We start from the raw sequence: 17,383 nt of genomic DNA, 5'->3' as shown, positions 1-17,383 counted from the left end.
ACTTGAACGCCGCTCAATCGAGCGGCGTTTTAGTATCTGGAAATCGATCGTTGGTCAGTAATAGCCACGATTAACGTCACGGGCAGCGCTGGGTCGCGCTGTCCTCAAGCTAAGGTTGAAGATGATGCGGAGCAAGGTGACAGGTGCGCAGCGTTGGGTCGTGAAGATCGGCAGCGCTTTGCTGACGGCGGACGGCAAGGGCCTGGATCGCGCGGCAATGGGTGTCTGGGTCGAGCAGATGGTGGCTTTGCATGAAGCTGGCGTCGAACTGGTGCTGGTGTCCTCCGGGGCGGTGGCGGCGGGGATGAGCCGTTTGGGCTGGACCGTACGACCCAGTGCGATGCACGAGCTGCAGGCTGCTGCCGCCATCGGTCAAATGGGTTTGGTGCAGGCCTGGGAGTCGAGCTTTGCCGAGCATGGCCGGCATACCGCGCAGATTCTCCTGACTCACGACGACTTGTCTGATCGCAAGCGCTACCTGAACGCCCGTAGCACCTTGCGTGCGCTGGTCGAGCTGAAAGTGATCCCGGTGATCAACGAAAACGACACCGTGGTCACCGACGAGATCCGTTTCGGCGACAACGACACCCTGGCGGCGCTGGTGGCCAACCTGGTCGAGGCGGATTTGCTGGTGATCCTCACCGATCGCGACGGCATGTTCGACGCTGATCCGCGCAACAACCCCAACGCAAACCTGATTTACGAAGCGCGCGCGGATGATCCGGCGCTGGATGCTGTTGCTGGCGGTACCGGTGGCGCATTGGGTCGTGGCGGTATGCAGACCAAATTGCGTGCTGCGCGCCTGGCGGCGCGCTCCGGTGCGCATACCATCATCGTCGGCGGGCGCATTGAGCGCGTGCTGGATCGTCTGAAGGCCGGTGAGCGCATCGGCACCCTGTTGTCGCCTGAGCGCGGCATGCTGGCGGCGCGCAAGCAATGGCTCGCCGGTCACCTGCAAACCCGTGGCACGCTGGTGTTGGACGCGGGCGCAGTGACGGCGCTGTCCCAGGGCAACAAAAGTTTGTTGCCGGTTGGCGTCAAGCTGGTCCAGGGCAGCTTCCGTCGCGGCGAAATGGTGGTGTGCGTGGCGCCGGACGGTCGTGAGATCGCCCGGGGCCTGGCCAACTACAGCGCGCTGGAAGCACAAAAAATCATCGGTCAGTCGTCTGAGGCGATTGTCGGTCTGTTGGGTTACATGGCGGAGCCGGAACTGGTTCACCGCGATAACCTGATTCTGGTCTGAAGGAATATTTGAATGCGTGTGGCAAAAGGATTGTTGGGTCTGCTGTTGGCAATGCCGCTGCTGGCCTCGGCCGAAGAGATTGGCCAGGTGTCGACGGTGTTTAAATTCGTCGGCCCGAACGACCGAATCGTCGTCGAGGCGTTTGATGACCCGAAGGTCGAGGGTGTGACTTGTTACCTGTCGCGAGCCAAGACGGGCGGTGTGAAAGGGGGGTTGGGATTGGCGGAAGATCGCGCAGAAGCGTCTATCGCATGCCGCCAGGTTGGTCCGATCAGCTTCAAGGGCGAGCTGAAGGATGGTGACGAGGTGTTCAAGGAGCGCACGTCGCTGGTGTTCAAGACCATGCAGGTGGTGCGCTTCCTCGACAAGAAGCGCAATACGCTGGTGTACCTGGTCTATAGCGATCGCTTGATCGAAGGCAGCCCGCAGAATGCGGTAACGGCGATTCCGATTTTGCCGTGGACACACGCTCAATAAGTTAACAAAGATCAAAACTGTGGGAGTGAGCCTGCTCGCGATAGCGGTATAACAGTCGACATTAGTGTTGAATGTTAAACAGCTATCGCGAGCAGGCTCACTCCCACATTTTTTTGTGTGTGTCTGCCAAATCACAGGCAATAAAAAACCGACCCTGGGGTCGGTTTTTTAACAAGCTTATCGCTTATGCGGCAACAGCAAGGTTCAGAGCCTTGACGTGACCGTTCAGGCGGCTCTTATGACGAGCTGCCTTGTTCTTGTGGATGATGCCTTTATCGGCCATACGGTCGATAACTGGCACAGCCAGAACGTAAGCTGCTTGAGCTTTTTCAGCGTCTTTTGCGTCGATGGCCTTAACTACATTCTTGATGTAGGTACGAACCATGGAACGCAGGCTGGCGTTGTGGCTGCGACGCTTCTCAGCCTGTTTTGCACGTTTTTTGGCGGAAGGTGTGTTGGCCACCGTCGAGCTCCTCGAAAGACTTTTTAGGAAATAGCAAACAAAATAGGCCGCGAATCATGCCGATGAGTTGATGTCTTGTCAAGGGCGGTTGAGACGTTCCGCTAAGTGGTAGGTATAAAGAGGCGGGATATTTATTTCCGGCGCTTGACCTGTAAACTCGCGAGCTTTGGCTCTGTGCTGCTGCGGCGCGGAGTATCGCATAAGTAGGCGCTTTGTTCGCCTGCTGTTTATCGACAGGCACAAACTCTTTCAATGAATCTGCTCAAATCGTTGGCCGCCGTCAGCTCTATCACGATGCTTTCCCGGGTTCTGGGGTTCGTTCGTGACACCCTTATCGCGCGCACATTTGGCGCCGGGATGGCGACTGACGCCTTCTTCATCGCCTTCAAACTGCCCAATCTGTTGCGACGAATCTTCGCCGAAGGGGCTTTTTCCCAGGCGTTCGTGCCGATTCTTGCCGAATATAAAAGCCAAAAGGGCGAAGAGGCGACGCGAACCTTCATTGCTTACGTTTCCGGCCTGCTGACGCTGGTGCTGGCCCTGGTCACCGCGCTGGGCATGCTCGCCGCGCCGTGGGTCATCTGGGCGACAGCGCCGGGTTTCACCGATACCCCGGAAAAATTTGAGCTGACCTCGAACCTGTTGCGGGTGACCTTCCCCTATATATTGCTGATCTCCCTGTCTTCGTTGGCCGGTGCGATCCTCAATACGTACAACCGCTTTTCGGTGCCGGCCTTCGTGCCGACCTTGCTCAACGTCAGCATGATCATCTTTTCGGTGTTCCTGACACCGTACTTCGATCCTCCCGTCATGGCCTTGGGCTGGGCGGTGCTGGTGGGTGGTCTGGCGCAATTGCTCTATCAGCTGCCGCACCTGAAAAAGATCGGCATGCTGGTGCTGCCACGACTTAACCTGCGTGACAGCGGCGTCTGGCGGGTCCTGAAGCAGATGTTGCCAGCGATTCTCGGCGTGTCCGTAAGCCAGATTTCCCTGATCATCAACACCATTTTCGCCTCGTTCCTGGTCGCCGGCTCTGTGTCGTGGATGTATTACGCCGACCGCCTGATGGAGTTGCCATCCGGGGTGCTGGGCGTGGCATTGGGCACGATTCTGCTGCCAACCTTGGCCAAGACCTACGCCAGCAAGGATCGCCAAGAGTACTCGCGCATCCTCGATTGGGGCCTGCGCCTGTGCTTCGTGCTGGTGTTGCCGTGTTCGCTGGCGTTGGGGATTCTCGCCGAGCCGTTGACCGTTTCACTGTTTCAGTACGGCCAGTTCAGCGCGTTTGACGCCTCCATGACTCAACGGGCGCTAATCGCTTATTCGGTCGGTTTGCTCGGGATTATCGTGATCAAAGTGCTGGCGCCAGGCTTTTATGCGCAACAAAACATCCGCACGCCGGTAAAAATCGCGATTTTCACCCTGATCGTTACCCAATTGTTCAACCTGGTATTGATCGGCCCGCTGGCCCACGCCGGTCTGGCCTTGGCCATCAGTGTCGGTGCCTGCATCAACGCCGGGCTATTGTTCTATCAACTGCGCAAGCAGCAGATGTATCAGCCGCAACCGGGTTGGGCGAAATTCGGCCTGAAGCTTGTGATTGCGGTGTTGGTGATGTCTGCTGTACTGCTGGCCGGCATGCATTTCATGCCGGCCTGGGATCAGGGGCATATGCTGGAGCGATTCCTGCGTCTGGGCGCATTGGTCGCTGCCGGTGTGGTCACTTATTTCGGCATGCTGCTGTTGATGGGCTTCCGTTTGCGCGACTTCAATCGCAAGGCGTTGAGCTGAGGCTTTGGCTTCGATAAACATGGGCGAACCGGCGGTTTTGTCGGCTCGATTACTTTGGGTTACGGTGTTGCCTGTCGTCGGCCGCCGGGTGTGGTTATAATCGACCACTTTATGAGCAAGAAGCGCGTTATGCAGCTGGTTCGAGGCCTCCACAACCTGCGCCCCCAGCATCGGGGCTGTGTCGCCACTATTGGCAACTTTGACGGTGTTCACCGTGGTCACCAGGCTATCCTGGCGAGGCTGCGTGAGCGCGCTATCGAGTTGGGCGTGCCCAGCTGCGTGGTGATTTTCGAGCCGCAGCCGCGAGAATTCTTCGCCCCGGACACGGCCCCGGCCCGTCTGGCCCGGCTGCGGGACAAACTGCAGCTGCTGGCCGACGAAGGTGTCGATCGGGTCTTGTGCCTGGCCTTCAACCAGCGTCTGAGCAAGCTCAGCGCCAGTGAGTTCGTCGATACCATCCTGGTCGACGGCCTCGGCGTCCAGCACCTGGAGGTTGGTGATGACTTCCGGTTCGGCTGTGACCGGGTAGGGGATTTCGATTTCCTGCAACAGGCCGGCATCGTTCAGGGCTTTACCGTTGAAGCGGCGCAAACCGTCGAGCTGGACGGCATTCGTGTCAGCAGCACCCAGGTCCGCAACGCCTTGGCCGCTGCCGATTTTGCCTTGGCCGAGCGGCTGCTCGGGCGTCCGTTCCAGATCACCGGGCGGGTCCTGCATGGCCAGAAGCTGGCGCGCCAACTGGGTACGCCAACCGCCAACATTCAACTCAAGCGTCGTCGCGTGCCACTGACCGGGGTTTACCTGGTCGACGTCGACATCGACGGCAAGACCTGGCCGGGCGTCGCCAACATTGGCGTGCGGCCCACGGTACAAGGTGATGGCAAAGCCCACCTCGAAGTACACCTTTTAGATTTTGCCGGCGATCTGTATGACCGGCGTTTGACGGTGGTTTTCCACCACAAGCTGCGTGAAGAGCAGCGTTTCGCCTCTCTGGAGGCGCTTAAGACGGCGATCAATGCGGATGTTGCCTCCGCCCGTGCCCTGTCGCACCTAGCGCCAATCGCTAATGAAGAGCCTTAAATGACCGACTATAAAGCCACGCTAAACCTTCCGGACACCGCCTTCCCAATGAAGGCCGGCCTGCCTCAGCGCGAACCGCAGATTCTGCAGCGCTGGGACAGCATTGGCCTGTACGGTAAGTTGCGCGAGATTGGCAAGGATCGTCCGAAGTTCGTACTTCACGACGGTCCTCCGTACGCCAACGGCACGATTCACATCGGTCATGCGCTGAACAAGATTCTCAAGGACATGATCATCCGCTCGAAAACCCTGTCGGGTTTCGACGCGCCTTATGTTCCGGGCTGGGACTGCCACGGTCTGCCGATCGAGCACAAAGTCGAAGTGACCCACGGTAAAAACCTGGGCGCGGACAAAACCCGCGAACTGTGCCGTGCCTACGCCACCGAGCAGATTGAAGGTCAGAAATCCGAATTCATCCGTCTGGGCGTGTTGGGCGACTTCGCCAACCCGTACAAGACCATGGACTTCAAGAACGAGGCCGGTGAAATCCGCGCCCTCGCCGAAATCGTCAAAAGCGGTTTCGTGTTCAAAGGCCTGAAGCCTGTGAACTGGTGCTTTGACTGCGGTTCGGCCCTGGCTGAAGCGGAAGTCGAGTACGAAAACAAAAAGTCCTCGACCATCGACGTGGCCTTCCCGATTGCCGACGAAGCCAAGCTGGCTGCCGCTTTCGGTCTGCCGTCGCTGGGCAAACCTGCTTCGATCGTGATCTGGACCACCACCCCGTGGACCATCCCGGCCAACCAGGCGCTGAACGTTCACCCGGAATTCAACTACGCCCTGGTCGACGTCGGCGACAAACTGCTGGTGCTGGCTGAAGAGCTGGTCGAGTCGTGCCTGGTCCGTTACAGCCTGGAAGGCTCGGTCATCGCGACCACCACCGGTAAAGAGCTGGAGCTGATCAACTTCCGCCACCCGTTCTACGATCGCCTGTCGCCGGTTTACCTGGCCGATTACGTTGAACTGGGCGCTGGCACCGGCGTGGTTCACTCCGCTCCGGCCTACGGCGTGGACGACTTCGTGACCTGCAAGAAATACGGCATGGTCAACGACGACATCCTCAATCCGGTACAGAGCAACGGCGTTTACGTGACGTCGCTGGAGTTCTTCGGCGGCCAGTTCATCTGGAAAGCCAACCCGGCCATCGTCGACAAGCTGACCGAAGTTGGCGCACTGCTGCACACCACCATCATCGAACACAGCTACATGCACTGCTGGCGCCACAAGACCCCGCTGATCTACCGCGCCACCGCGCAGTGGTTCATCGGCATGGACAAAGAGCCTGTCAGCGGCGACACCCTGCGCAAGCGCGCGCTCAAAGCCATCGAAGAAACTCAGTTCGTCCCGGCCTGGGGCCAGGCGCGCCTGCACTCGATGATCGCCAACCGTCCGGACTGGTGCATCTCCCGTCAGCGCAACTGGGGCGTGCCGATCCCGTTCTTCCTGAACAAGGAAAGCGGCGAGCTGCACCCGCGTACCGCCGAACTGATGGAAGAAGTCGCCAAGCGCGTCGAAGTCGAAGGTATCGAAGCCTGGTTCAAGATGGACGCCGCCGAGCTGCTCGGTGACGAAGCGCCGCTGTACGACAAGATCAGCGACACCCTGGACGTCTGGTTCGATTCGGGGACCACGCACTGGCATGTCCTGCGCGGTTCGCACGCGATGGGCCACGAGACCGGCCCGCGTGCCGACCTGTACCTGGAAGGCTCGGACCAACACCGTGGCTGGTTCCACTCGTCGCTGCTGACCGGTTGCGCCATCGACAATCACGCGCCGTACCGCGAGCTGCTGACTCACGGCTTCACCGTCGACGAGTCCGGTCGCAAGATGTCCAAATCCCTGGGCAACGTGATCGCGCCGCAAAAAGTCAACGACACCCTGGGCGCCGACATCATGCGTCTGTGGGTGGCTTCCACCGATTACTCGGGTGAAATGGCGGTTTCCGAGCAGATCCTGCAACGCAGTGCGGACGCCTACCGGCGTATCCGTAACACTGCGCGCTTCCTGCTCTCCAACCTGACCGGTTTCAACCCGGCCACCGACATCCTGCCGGCAGAAGAAATGCTCGCGCTGGACCGTTGGGCCGTGGACCGCACCCTGCTGCTGCAACGCGAGTTGCAAGAGCACTACGGCGAATACCGCTTCTGGAACGTTTACTCCAAGATCCACAACTTCTGCGTGCAGGAGCTGGGCGGTTTCTACCTCGACATCATCAAGGACCGTCAGTACACCACTGGCGCCAACAGCAAGGCCCGCCGTTCGGCGCAAACCGCGCTGTACCACATCTCCGAGGCGCTGGTGCGCTGGATCGCGCCGATCCTCGCGTTCACCGCCGACGAACTGTGGGAATACCTGCCGGGTGAGCGTAACGAATCGGTGATGCTCAACACCTGGTACGAAGGCCTGACCGAACTGCCGGACAACGTCGAACTGGGCCGCGCCTACTGGGAGCGGATCATGGCGGTGAAGGTCGCTGTGAACAAGGAAATGGAAATCCAGCGCGCGGCCAAGGCCGTCGGTGGCAACCTGCAAGCCGAAGTGACGCTGTTCGCCGAAGACGCGCTGAGCGCCGACCTGGCCAAGCTGAGCAACGAATTGCGCTTCGTTCTGATCACCTCGACAGCCAGCGTTGCGCCTTTTGTTCAGGCACCAGCGGACGCGGTAGTGACCGAAGTCAGCGGCCTGAAGCTGAAAATCGTCAAGTCGGCCTTCGCCAAGTGCGCCCGTTGCTGGCACTGCCGTGAAGACGTCGGTGTGAACCCGGAGCATCCGGAAATCTGCGGTCGTTGCGTCGACAACATCAGCGGCGCGGGCGAGGTTCGTCATTATGCCTAATGCTGCTGGCCGTTTCGGACGGCTGAGCTGGCTCTGGTTGAGCTTGCTGGTCCTGGTCATCGACCAGGCCAGCAAGTTTTACTTCGAAGGCTCGCTGAAGATGTACCAGCAAATCGTGGTGATCCCCGATTACTTCAGCTGGACCCTGGCCTACAACACCGGCGCGGCGTTCAGCTTCCTGGCCGACAGCTCCGGCTGGCAGCGCTGGTTGTTTGCCCTGATCGCTGTGGTGGTCAGTGCCGTGCTGGTGGTCTGGCTCAAGCGCCTGGGGCGCAATGAAACCTGGCTGGCCGTTGCGCTGGCCCTGGTGCTCGGCGGCGCGCTAGGCAATCTGTATGACCGCATTGCCTATGGCCATGTGATCGATTTCATTCTGGTGCATTGGCAGAACCGCTGGTATTTCCCGGCGTTCAACTTTGCTGACAGCGCAATTACTGTCGGTGCCGTGATGCTTGCGCTGGATATGTTCAAAAGTAAAAAAACCGGAGAAGCCGTTCATGACTGAACAGGTATTGGCTGAGCAACGCATCCGCCAGAACACGGAAGTCACCTTGCACTTTGCATTGCGCCTGGAGAACGGCGACACCGTCGACAGCACCTTCGACAAAGCCCCGGCGACCTTCAAGGTCGGCGACGGCAACCTGTTGCCAGGTTTCGAAGCAGCGCTGTTCGGCTTCAAGGCGGGCGACAAGCGCACGCTGACGATTCAGCCGGAAAACGCATTCGGTCAGCCGAACCCGCAGAACGTACAGATCATCCCGCGTTCGCAGTTCAAGGACATGGACCTGTCGCCGGGTTTGCTGGTGATCTTCAACGATGCGGCCAATACTGAGCTGCCTGGCGTTGTGAAGGAATTCGATGACGAGCAAGTGACCATCGACTTCAACCACCCGCTGGCCGGCAAGACATTGACCTTTGACGTCGAGATCATCAGCGTCGTGGGTCTTTAACTTGTAGGAGCGAAGCTTGCTCGCGAAGGCGTCATCACATTCAACGTTGATGTCGAATGAGATACCGCCTTCGCGAGCAAGCTTCGCTCCTACAGGGATGTAATGTTCTAACTTCTTGCGCGCAAGACACGAGGCACAGCATGCAAATCAAACTCGCCAACCCCCGTGGCTTCTGCGCCGGTGTGGACCGGGCGATCGAAATCGTCAACCGCGCCCTGGAAGTCTTCGGGCCGCCGATCTATGTGCGCCACGAAGTGGTTCACAACAAATTCGTCGTCGAAGACCTGCGTGCTCGCGGGGCGATCTTCGTCGAAGAACTGGATCAGGTGCCGGACGACGTCATCGTGATCTTCAGTGCCCACGGCGTTTCCCAGGCTGTGCGTACCGAAGCCGCTGGCCGTGGCCTGAAAGTGTTCGACGCGACCTGCCCGCTGGTGACCAAGGTGCACATCGAAGTCGCGCGCTACAGCCGCGACGGTCGTGAATGCATCCTCATTGGCCACGCCGGTCACCCGGAAGTCGAAGGCACCATGGGCCAGTACGACGGCAGCAATGGTGGCGCGATCTATCTGGTTGAAGACGAGAAAGACGTTGCCTCGTTGCAGGTGGTCAATCCAGACAAACTGGCGTTCGTGACCCAGACCACCCTGTCCATGGACGACACCAGCCGCGTGATCGACGCCCTGCGTGCACGTTTCCCGGCGATCGGTGGTCCGCGCAAGGACGACATCTGCTACGCCACGCAAAACCGTCAGGACGCCGTGAAGCAACTGGCCGACGAATGCGACGTGGTACTGGTGGTCGGCAGCCCGAACAGCTCCAACTCCAACCGCTTGCGTGAACTCGCCGAACGCATGGCCACCCCGGCTTACCTGATCGACGGCGCCGAAGACCTGCAAAAGAGCTGGTTCGACGGTGTCGAGCGTATCGGTATCACCGCTGGCGCCTCTGCTCCGGAAGTGCTGGTGCGGGGTGTGATCCAGCAGTTGCAGGCCTGGGGTGCTACCGGAGCCGATGAATTGGCCGGTCGCGAGGAGAACATCACATTCTCCATGCCTAAAGAGTTGCGCGTGCGCTCCCTGCTTTAACTTTTTTCCCTCCCGGGCACAGCGCCTGCTCAGCCTTCTCGCTGCGCAGGCTGACGCGACCGGTCGCGGCCAGCACCACCTGGAGCTGGCTGACCGGTTCGTGGGCTGCGCAAATGTGCAGCGTCCCCGCTTGAAAGGCCCGGCCAGGCATCTGTGGTTCGCCGATACGGCTGAAACGAACGTATTGCCTGACCGGCCAATTGCCGACAACGGGCACCCCGGCGCTACTCGCGTGTTCAACAAGCAGCGGATTGCTGCTGTCCTCCGGCCCTTTGCCGCTGATATCCAGAATGATTCGCCAGCCCTGACCCCAGTCGTCGTTGATGCCATGAATGACGACGGTCTGATTACGCGCGAGTGCCTCGCTTCTGGCACTGCGAATACCACTGGCAAGCGACTTCGCCGCCTCCTCGCGATGATTCGATTCTGTCAGTGATGCGAACGCCGGACTGACCAACAGCAGAACAATCCCCGCAATTGTCAGTCCCATGAGCAGTTCGATCAGGCTGAAGCCTCGCTGATGCATGTCATCTCCCTCCATGGAGTGGTGCGGCCCGCGCAATCCGTGCGCGAGTAATGGCAAATCAACCGTACGCCGCTCGGTCGAATGTTCTAGCGTGTAGAAGCAGGTATAGCCGACGGCAACGGAGGGCAACGATGGATCATCGTACAAAAGGTTTCACGCTGATCGAGCTGCTGGTCTCGCTCGCGGTATTTTTGATCCTGATCACCCTGGCCGTGCCTGCGTTTACCCGGTCGGTGCAAGGCACCAAGGCCGACACCGAAATCGGCGACCTGCAACGTGGGCTCAATTTCGCACGACTTGAGGCCATCGACCGGGGCGTCGCCACTCGGGTTCGTCCGACGGCGGGTGGCAGCGTCTGGACCGGTGAATTGGCGGTTTATGACGGTACTGGCAATCTGGCCAATGTATTGCGGGTTGTTCCAGCGATGAGCAGCGGTGCGACTCTGACGCTAACCTCAGGAGTGACCGCCATCGATTTCAACAATCTCGGCGGTTTATCGGCGCCGTCCACACCCGTGGTGATCAGCTACGTGCTGGGGGCGCAAAGCAGGACGCTGAATGTGTGTTTGAACGGACGAATTCTATTGGGTGGAAGTTGCGGATGAGGGAACGGAGTAAACATGCACAGGAGGGCATGACGCTGATCGAAGTCCTGGTCGCGTTGGTGATTCTGACCGTAGGGCTGTTGGGGGCGGCGGCGATTCAGCTCAATGCGCTGAAGTACACGGACAGCTCGCGGATGACCAGCCAGGCGAGTTTTATCGCCTACGACATGATGGACCGCATCCGCGCCAACTCCGGCGCTGACTACACCGTGACGCCACCGACGTCCGGCAATCTGAACGTCGCTCGCGATCAGGACCTCTACGATTTCACCACCAACATCGTCAATTTCGGCGGCGCGACGGCCACCGGCACCGTTACGCTGAGCCAGCGGGTTTACACCATCACCATCACCTGGGATGACTCGCGCGCCGCCAATACCGCCAATTCACGCCGCAGCTTTGTCATGACCAGCCGTGCCGCCGTCGACCCGGTGGCAACGCCATGAGGCGGTCCAACAGCGGTTTCGGGCTGATCGAATTGTTGATCGCCCTCGCGTTGAGCCTGGTTGTCGTGCTGGGCGTGGCGCAGATTTTCATCGCCGCCAAGAACACCTACGTCAGTCAGAACACCGCCGCCGCCATGCAGGAAGATGCTCGATTCGTGCTGAGCAAGATGATTCAGGAAATCCGTATGGTCGGCATGTTTGGCTGCCTGGGGACGATCACCGACTCAAGCACTGCCGGCGATTTCAACGCCAGCCAGATAACGCCCGTCAGTTGGGATAACGCCAACCTCAAATTGACGCTGGTAACCGCCGATGTCGGAGGCAGTGGCGGGGTGCCGGCCTGGACGGTGATTTCCGACTGTAGAAACACGGCGACGGCCTACACTGGCGCGCGAGTACCGGCCTCGGGCTTTTTGGCGTTTCCAATCCGGCGGCTGATCTACAGCTTCAGCAATAACAAAATCATGATGGGCTCCGGTGCCGGTACGCCGGCCCAGTTCGTACTGGTCGATAACGTCAGTGCCTTCAGCGTGAGCTTCGGCCTCGCCAGCTCCGCCACCGATGTAGCCGCTACCAGTTACAGCCCTAATCCGTCCGACCCCGCACGAATTCGCAGCGTACGCCTGAGCCTGACCCTCACCGACCCTAACAACCGGGTGCGCAATCAAACCTTCAACGTGGTTGCCGCCTTGCGCAACAGGTTGCCATGAGGAAGGCCTCCCTGACTGTTCACACCCAGCGGGGCATGGCGCTGCTGGTCAGCCTGGTGTTCCTGCTGTTGCTGACCTTGATCGGCCTTTCATCGATGCAGAACGCCACCCTGCAGGAAAAAATGGCCGGCAGCGTAAGTTTGCGCAACCAGTCGTTCCAGGGCGCCGAAGCGGCTTTGCGTGTGGGAGAAAGCGCGGTGCAGCTGGACAGCTATTCATTGCCGGTCTGCAGCCAGTGCGCACCACCGGCCGACGCGTCGACGATCACCGCCGCCGGCGCCGGCGCCAGTTCCACCTCCGGGGTGACCTGGATCGCCTCTGGCAGGGGTTTTTACGGGGTGCAGAACATCGGCACCACGGTCAATGCCGTGAATGTGCCGAGCAACACCTCGGCGACGCTTTACCGGGTGACCGCTGTCGGCATCGCGGGCAACTCACGCAGCGTCGTGGAGAGTATTTATGCGAAATACTGAAAGGCGTGTTGGCGTGTGGCAGCTGATTTGCGGCGTGATACTGGGGCTTTACCTGACGGCTCCGACCTACGCCTTCACGCCCTCCGACTCTCCGCTGTTGAGCGCCGCGGCCGTCGCCCCGAACGTTATGTTGCTGATCGATGACTCGGGGAGCATGAACAACATCATCTGGGCGCCGGATTTCGATCCGACTGTCAGCCGCGAGCAAATTGCGAACTGCAATTCAAATGGCTCATGTTTGAACGGACAGAACCTGGACATGGAAGATAACAATATCGCCTTATCGAGCCTTAAACGCGGCAACTGCTCCAACAACGGCAACTGGTACGGTTTTTATCGGGGTTTTTTGGGATTGTCATCGATATGCCTGAAGCTACCCGACCCTGTGGGTAATGAAAATACGCGTTATACGGCTAACTATCTGTCTTATCTGGTGAGCCTGGCCAATGGTTCGAACAGGGATTTCACCACGGGCACCGATGCCATCCCAAACGATTACCGCATGAGCGTAGCAAAGGATGTTTCTACGAATCTGGTCACCAGTAATCGCGAGCTGCGTATCGGGCTTGCGACATTCAACCCGCCCGCGGGCAATAATTCCGGCCCCGGCGGGTTTATCCCTCGCGCTGTCAGTGATCTATCTGCTGGCGGGAGCATCACCCAGGGTCAGGCGCAAACCAACTTCAACAACCTGATTTCATCGATCAATGGTTTGAGTGCAATCGCCAATACCCCGTTGGCGGAAACCTATTACGAGATCACGCGGTACATGCGCGGCATGGCGCCGTACTACAACTCGACGCCAACCACTTACACCAGCCCGATCCAGTATCGCTGCCAGAAAAACTATGGCGTCGTGATCACCGATGGCCTGCCGACCTATGACCGGACGTTTCCGACTACCGATCCCCTGGGCGGTACTCGCTTGCCCAACTGGGATGGCGTGAATAACGATGGTGACAACCTGAACGGTGACGGAGAAGGCGACACGCTGTATCTGGACGATATCGCCAAGTTTTCCTTCGACATCGACATGCGCTCCACAGGTAACGATCTGGCCGGAAAAAGCTGGAATGCGGCGGATTTTCCCAAGCAGAACATGAACACCTACACCGTGGGTTTTACCGCCGCGAACCAGATGTTGTCGGATGCGGCCGGCTACGGACAGGGCAAGTACTATCAGGCGACCGATAGCGCTGGACTCAACAGTGCTCTGTCCTCGGCGCTAAGCGACATCACCTCGAAGGCCGGTTCCGGTGGTAGCGGCGTCACCAGCGGCACCACCCTGGCCAGCAACTCAAGTTACTTCCAGACCAGTTATGACCCGAAGGACTGGCGCGGCACGATCAAGTCCTTTGGCTTCACCTCGGCGGGCATCGTGAACACCGCCGCAGCGCTGTGGACCACCGACACCACCATCGTTCCCGGTGCTACAGCGCCGACTTACCAGTCCTGGAACACTTTGACCAACGCCGCCGTCACTTTGGCGTATGCCAGTTTCTCCCCGGCGCAGCAGACCTCACTCAGCCAAAGCCTGCCCACCGGCATCACCGGCAGCGATCTGGTGGAGTGGAGCAAGGGCACCAACAAAACCGGGCTCAAGGTGCGCAGCGTGCTGCTTGGCGACATCATCAACTCGCCCCTCGTACTGGCTTCGCCCACGGATAAAACCGCGTCCGACTTGGTGGGTGACACCACCTACAGCACCTACCTGACCACCAAATCCACCACCATGAGTCCCAGCCTGGTGGTGAATGCCAACGACGGGTTCGTGAATGTCATCAACTCGGCCAATGGCGTCCGGCGTTATGCCTACATGCCTTCCAGCGTGTTGCCATCGCTGCGCTACATCGCCGACCCGACCTACATCAACGGTGTGAGCCACAAGTTTCTGGTCGACGGTCAGGTCGGGGTGTTCGACGCCCAGTTCAGTGGTGCCTGGAAAACCCTGGCCATTGGCGGAACCGGGGCGGGCGGCAGGACTTTTTATGCATTGCAGTTGTTCGATACGTCAGCGGGTAACGTGTTCAAGGCACTGTGGGAGATCAGCGCGCCGGCCACGGCCAGTACCGCGAACGTTTTCAATGATCTGGGTAATGCCTATGCACGACCTGAAGTGGCACGCTTGGCCGACGGTCGATGGGCCGCGTTCATTTCCAACGGTTATGGCAGCAACTCCGGGGTGGCTGCGTTGTACGTGGTAGACATTCGTGACGGCTCGTTGATCAAGAAAATCGTGGTCGACAGCACCGACACCACCAATGGCCTGTCGTCGGTGAAGCTCAGGGTCAACTCGCAGAATGTGGTGCAGGCCGCCTATGGTGGCGACTTGAAAGGGCGGTTATGGAAGTTCGATTTAAGCGCTACCGCGCCCGAAACCTGGGGCGTGGCATTTTCCGGCAAGCCGCTGTTTACCACCGCGGGTGGCGCCACCCAGCCCATTACCGTGCAGCCATTGCTGGCGGACAATTCACTGGGCGGCAAGGAAGTATTTTTCGGCACCGGCAAATTCAACGAGACTGCCGACAAGACCAACAAGGATTTGCAGGCGTTCTACGCCGTGTGGGATGCGGAAGGCGGAGCCGGTCAGATCACCGTGTCCAGTTTGCAGGCGCAAGCGGTGACCGGTGTGTTCTCGGGCAGCACCGGGCAATTCATCACCACCAGCCAGAACGACGTGAACTATCCGGCGGAGAAGGGCTGGTATTTGCCACTGGTGTACAACAACGTGCTCACGGGGGAGCGGGTGATCAATCAGGCCAATCTGGTGCTGGGGCGGATCGTCTTTACCACGGCGAGTGTGGACACCACCGACCCGTGTGCCAGCTTCGGTACCGGCAAACTGGTCGAACTGGATGCGTTCAGCGGTAAGATGCTCAACTACGCGGTGCTCGACACCAACAACGATGGGACGGTCGACAGCACGGACACGGTGTCCAGCGGAGTGATTTTCACCGGTGGCATCCCGACCCTGAACGCCATCGTCAACGGCGCGAGCCGCAAGATCGTAAACGATTCCAGTGGCGGCATCAGCACCCTGGTGGAAAAATCCGGCGGCGGCAGCCGTCGCATCATGTGGCGACAAATACAGTAAGTGAGAGTTAAGGAATGCACAGATCCAACCGAGGTTTCACCCTGATCGAAATCATGATCGTGATTGCGATCATCGGGATCGTCATGACTATTGCCGCCCCGAGCCTCACCGAGTACGTGAAAAAGGGCCGCCGCACCGAAGTGGCCGGGCTGCTTTCCGAGCAAGCGCAGATTCTTGAGCGGTTCTACTCGAAGAACAATGTCTACACCGCAGCCGCCGGACTGAGCGCCGGCAATGACTTTTACACCATCACCCCGACCCTGACCGACCAGACCTTCCTGCTGACGGCCGCGCGCAAGACCGGCGCAGCGATGGCGACCGACAAGTGCGGGGATTTCACCCTCACCAACACCGGCGTCAGAAGCATGGTCAATGCGACGTCCGGGCTTGCCACTAAAGATTGCTGGGGTCGCTGAGTTCCTTTTTCGGGCGCCTTTTTGCGCCCTCTGTCTATTTATCGGTTGGATCAGAACATGAGCAGGCAACAGCAAGTGGTGATTGTCGGCGGCGGCGTGATTGGGCTGCTGACGGCATTCAATCTCGCGTCCGAAGTGCAAAGTGTTGTGTTGCTGGATCGTTCGAGCGTCGGTCAGGAATCGTCATGGGCCGGTGGCGGGATTGTTTCGCCGCTCTATCCGTGGCGCTACAGCCCGGCAGTCACCGCGCTGGCGCATTGGTCCCAGGATTTTTATCCACAGCTTGGTGAGCGACTGTTCGCCGCGACCGGGGTTGATCCTGAAGTGCACACCACTGGCCTGTATTGGCTGGATCTGGATGACGAGGCCGAGGCGCTGGCCTGGGCCGAACGGGAACACCGTCCACTGCGGGCTGTGGATATCTCGGCGGCACACGACGCCGTCCCCGTGCTGGGTGCCGGGTTTTCTCGGGCGATCTACATGGCCGACGTGGCTAACGTGCGCAATCCGCGGCTGGTGAAGTCCCTCAAGGCTGCGTTGCTGGCGCTGCCGAACGTGACGATTCATGAGCAGTGCGAAGTCAGCGGGTTCATTCGTGAAGGCGATACGGTCGTCGGCGTGCAGACCTCGGCGGGCCCCGTTCACGCTGATCAGGTAGTCCTGACGGCTGGCGCCTGGAGTGGTGACTTGCTGAAGAGTCTGGATCTGGAACTGCCGGTTGAGCCGGTCAAAGGGCAGATGATTTTGTACAAGTGCGCGGCGGACTTCCTGCCGAGTATGGTGCTGGCCAAGGGGCGCTATGCGATTCCCCGGCGCGACGGGCACATTCTGATTGGCAGCACGCTGGAGCATGAAGGCTACGACAAGACGCCGACCGACTCGGCGCTGGAGAGTCTGAAAGCATCAGCGGTGGAGTTGATTCCTGCGCTGGCGGATGCCGAGGTGGTGGGGCATTGGGCCGGATTACGCCCGGGTTCGCCGGAGGGGATTCCCTATATTGGCCGAGTGCCGGGGTTCGACGGGCTTTGGCTCAATTGCGGGCATTACCGTAATGGGCTGGTGCTGGCGCCGGCGTCGTGTCAGTTGTTTGTGGATGTGATGCTGGGGAGGGCGCCGATTATTGATCCTGCGCCGTATGCTCCGACCGGGCGGATCTGACAGCACGATTTTTATCGCCTCCCAGATCGCC

At 59.5% G+C, this 17,383-nt stretch carries 17 protein-coding genes; 15 read left to right on the top strand and 2 right to left on the bottom strand.

Features of this window, described 5'->3' with window-relative positions:
* The first annotated feature begins 124 nt into the window (after nucleotides 1-124).
* Complete coding sequence (gene proB, locus ACYZTM_RS10935) at nucleotides 125-1,243, top strand: glutamate 5-kinase (protein WP_131061798.1); 1,119 nt, start codon at nucleotides 125-127, stop codon at nucleotides 1,241-1,243.
* 12 nt (nucleotides 1,244-1,255) lie between these two features.
* Nucleotides 1,256-1,720 (top strand): CreA family protein, encoded by a 465-nt coding sequence (locus ACYZTM_RS10930; RefSeq protein ID WP_010467533.1) that lies wholly within the window; start codon nucleotides 1,256-1,258, stop codon nucleotides 1,718-1,720.
* 184 nt (nucleotides 1,721-1,904) lie between these two features.
* On the opposite strand, the gene rpsT is transcribed toward ACYZTM_RS10930, so the two are convergent.
* Nucleotides 1,905-2,183, bottom strand: coding sequence for a 30S ribosomal protein S20 (gene rpsT / locus ACYZTM_RS10925; protein WP_008154937.1), 279 nt, complete (start codon nucleotides 2,181-2,183; stop codon nucleotides 1,905-1,907).
* Nucleotides 2,184-2,435: 252 nt separating this feature from the next.
* On the opposite strand from rpsT, the gene murJ reads away from it, so the two are divergent.
* The 6 genes from murJ (at nucleotide 2,436) to ispH (ending at nucleotide 9,924) form a co-directional block, all read left to right on the top strand.
* Nucleotides 2,436-3,974: a murein biosynthesis integral membrane protein MurJ gene (murJ, locus tag ACYZTM_RS10920; protein ID WP_131061736.1), complete on the top strand. Its 1,539-nt coding sequence runs from the start codon at nucleotides 2,436-2,438 to the stop codon at nucleotides 3,972-3,974.
* 129 nt (nucleotides 3,975-4,103) lie between these two features.
* The gene (ribF, locus tag ACYZTM_RS10915; protein WP_131061737.1) at nucleotides 4,104-5,054 is read left to right on the top strand and encodes a bifunctional riboflavin kinase/FAD synthetase; all 951 of its coding nucleotides are present in this window, start codon (nucleotides 4,104-4,106) and stop codon (nucleotides 5,052-5,054) included.
* Nucleotides 5,055-7,886, top strand: coding sequence for an isoleucine--tRNA ligase (gene ileS, locus ACYZTM_RS10910; protein WP_461988598.1), 2,832 nt, complete (start codon nucleotides 5,055-5,057; stop codon nucleotides 7,884-7,886).
* Nucleotides 7,879-8,391, top strand: a complete 513-nt coding sequence (lspA, locus tag ACYZTM_RS10905; RefSeq protein WP_131061739.1) for a signal peptidase II — start codon at nucleotides 7,879-7,881, stop codon at nucleotides 8,389-8,391. The genes ileS and lspA overlap by 8 nt, the downstream gene beginning before the upstream one ends.
* Nucleotides 8,392-8,398: 7 nt before the next feature.
* Complete coding sequence (gene fkpB / locus ACYZTM_RS10900; RefSeq protein ID WP_178083844.1) at nucleotides 8,399-8,836, top strand: FKBP-type peptidyl-prolyl cis-trans isomerase; 438 nt, start codon at nucleotides 8,399-8,401, stop codon at nucleotides 8,834-8,836.
* Nucleotides 8,837-8,976: 140 nt separating this feature from the next.
* Entirely contained in the window at nucleotides 8,977-9,924 is a 948-nt protein-coding gene (gene ispH, locus ACYZTM_RS10895; protein WP_109634961.1) for a 4-hydroxy-3-methylbut-2-enyl diphosphate reductase, read from the top strand.
* Here the strand turns inward: ispH and ACYZTM_RS10890 are convergent.
* Nucleotides 9,893-10,450, bottom strand: coding sequence for a GspH/FimT family pseudopilin (locus ACYZTM_RS10890; RefSeq protein WP_131061799.1), 558 nt, complete (start codon nucleotides 10,448-10,450; stop codon nucleotides 9,893-9,895). The two genes, ispH and ACYZTM_RS10890, sit on opposite strands and share 32 nt — an antisense overlap.
* Nucleotides 10,451-10,581: 131 nt before the next feature.
* On the opposite strand from ACYZTM_RS10890, the gene ACYZTM_RS10885 reads away from it, so the two are divergent.
* The 7 genes from ACYZTM_RS10885 to thiO are packed head-to-tail and all read left to right on the top strand — an operon-like array spanning nucleotide 10,582 to nucleotide 17,352.
* Nucleotides 10,582-11,055: a GspH/FimT family pseudopilin gene (locus ACYZTM_RS10885; RefSeq protein ID WP_461988595.1), complete on the top strand. Its 474-nt coding sequence runs from the start codon at nucleotides 10,582-10,584 to the stop codon at nucleotides 11,053-11,055.
* Nucleotides 11,052-11,501 carry a type IV pilus modification protein PilV gene (gene pilV / locus ACYZTM_RS10880; protein ID WP_131061742.1) on the top strand — a complete coding sequence of 150 codons (450 nt, stop codon included), beginning with the start codon at nucleotides 11,052-11,054 and terminating at the stop codon, nucleotides 11,499-11,501. The genes ACYZTM_RS10885 and pilV overlap by 4 nt, the downstream gene beginning before the upstream one ends.
* Nucleotides 11,498-12,211, top strand: coding sequence for a PilW family protein (locus ACYZTM_RS10875; RefSeq protein ID WP_131061743.1), 714 nt, complete (start codon nucleotides 11,498-11,500; stop codon nucleotides 12,209-12,211). Before pilV ends, ACYZTM_RS10875 begins: the two co-directional genes overlap by 4 nt.
* A complete protein-coding gene (locus tag ACYZTM_RS10870) occupies nucleotides 12,208-12,684 on the top strand; it encodes a pilus assembly PilX family protein (RefSeq protein WP_131061744.1) in 477 nt (158 codons plus the stop codon). Before ACYZTM_RS10875 ends, ACYZTM_RS10870 begins: the two co-directional genes overlap by 4 nt.
* Nucleotides 12,671-15,778, top strand: a complete 3,108-nt coding sequence (locus tag ACYZTM_RS10865; RefSeq protein WP_461988592.1) for a pilus assembly protein — start codon at nucleotides 12,671-12,673, stop codon at nucleotides 15,776-15,778. The genes ACYZTM_RS10870 and ACYZTM_RS10865 overlap by 14 nt, the downstream gene beginning before the upstream one ends.
* 14 nt (nucleotides 15,779-15,792) lie before the next feature.
* Nucleotides 15,793-16,194, top strand: coding sequence for a type IV pilin protein (locus tag ACYZTM_RS10860; RefSeq protein WP_461988590.1), 402 nt, complete (start codon nucleotides 15,793-15,795; stop codon nucleotides 16,192-16,194).
* Between the two features lie 57 nt (nucleotides 16,195-16,251).
* Nucleotides 16,252-17,352 (top strand): glycine oxidase ThiO, encoded by a 1,101-nt coding sequence (thiO, locus tag ACYZTM_RS10855; RefSeq protein ID WP_461988588.1) that lies wholly within the window; start codon nucleotides 16,252-16,254, stop codon nucleotides 17,350-17,352.
* The last annotated feature ends 31 nt before the right edge of the window (nucleotides 17,353-17,383 follow it).

This window comes from Pseudomonas sp. MDT2-39-1, from assembly GCF_054898085.1.
The sequence above is the reverse complement of the archived record's forward strand: the minus strand, read 5'-3'. Positions and strand labels throughout refer to the sequence as shown.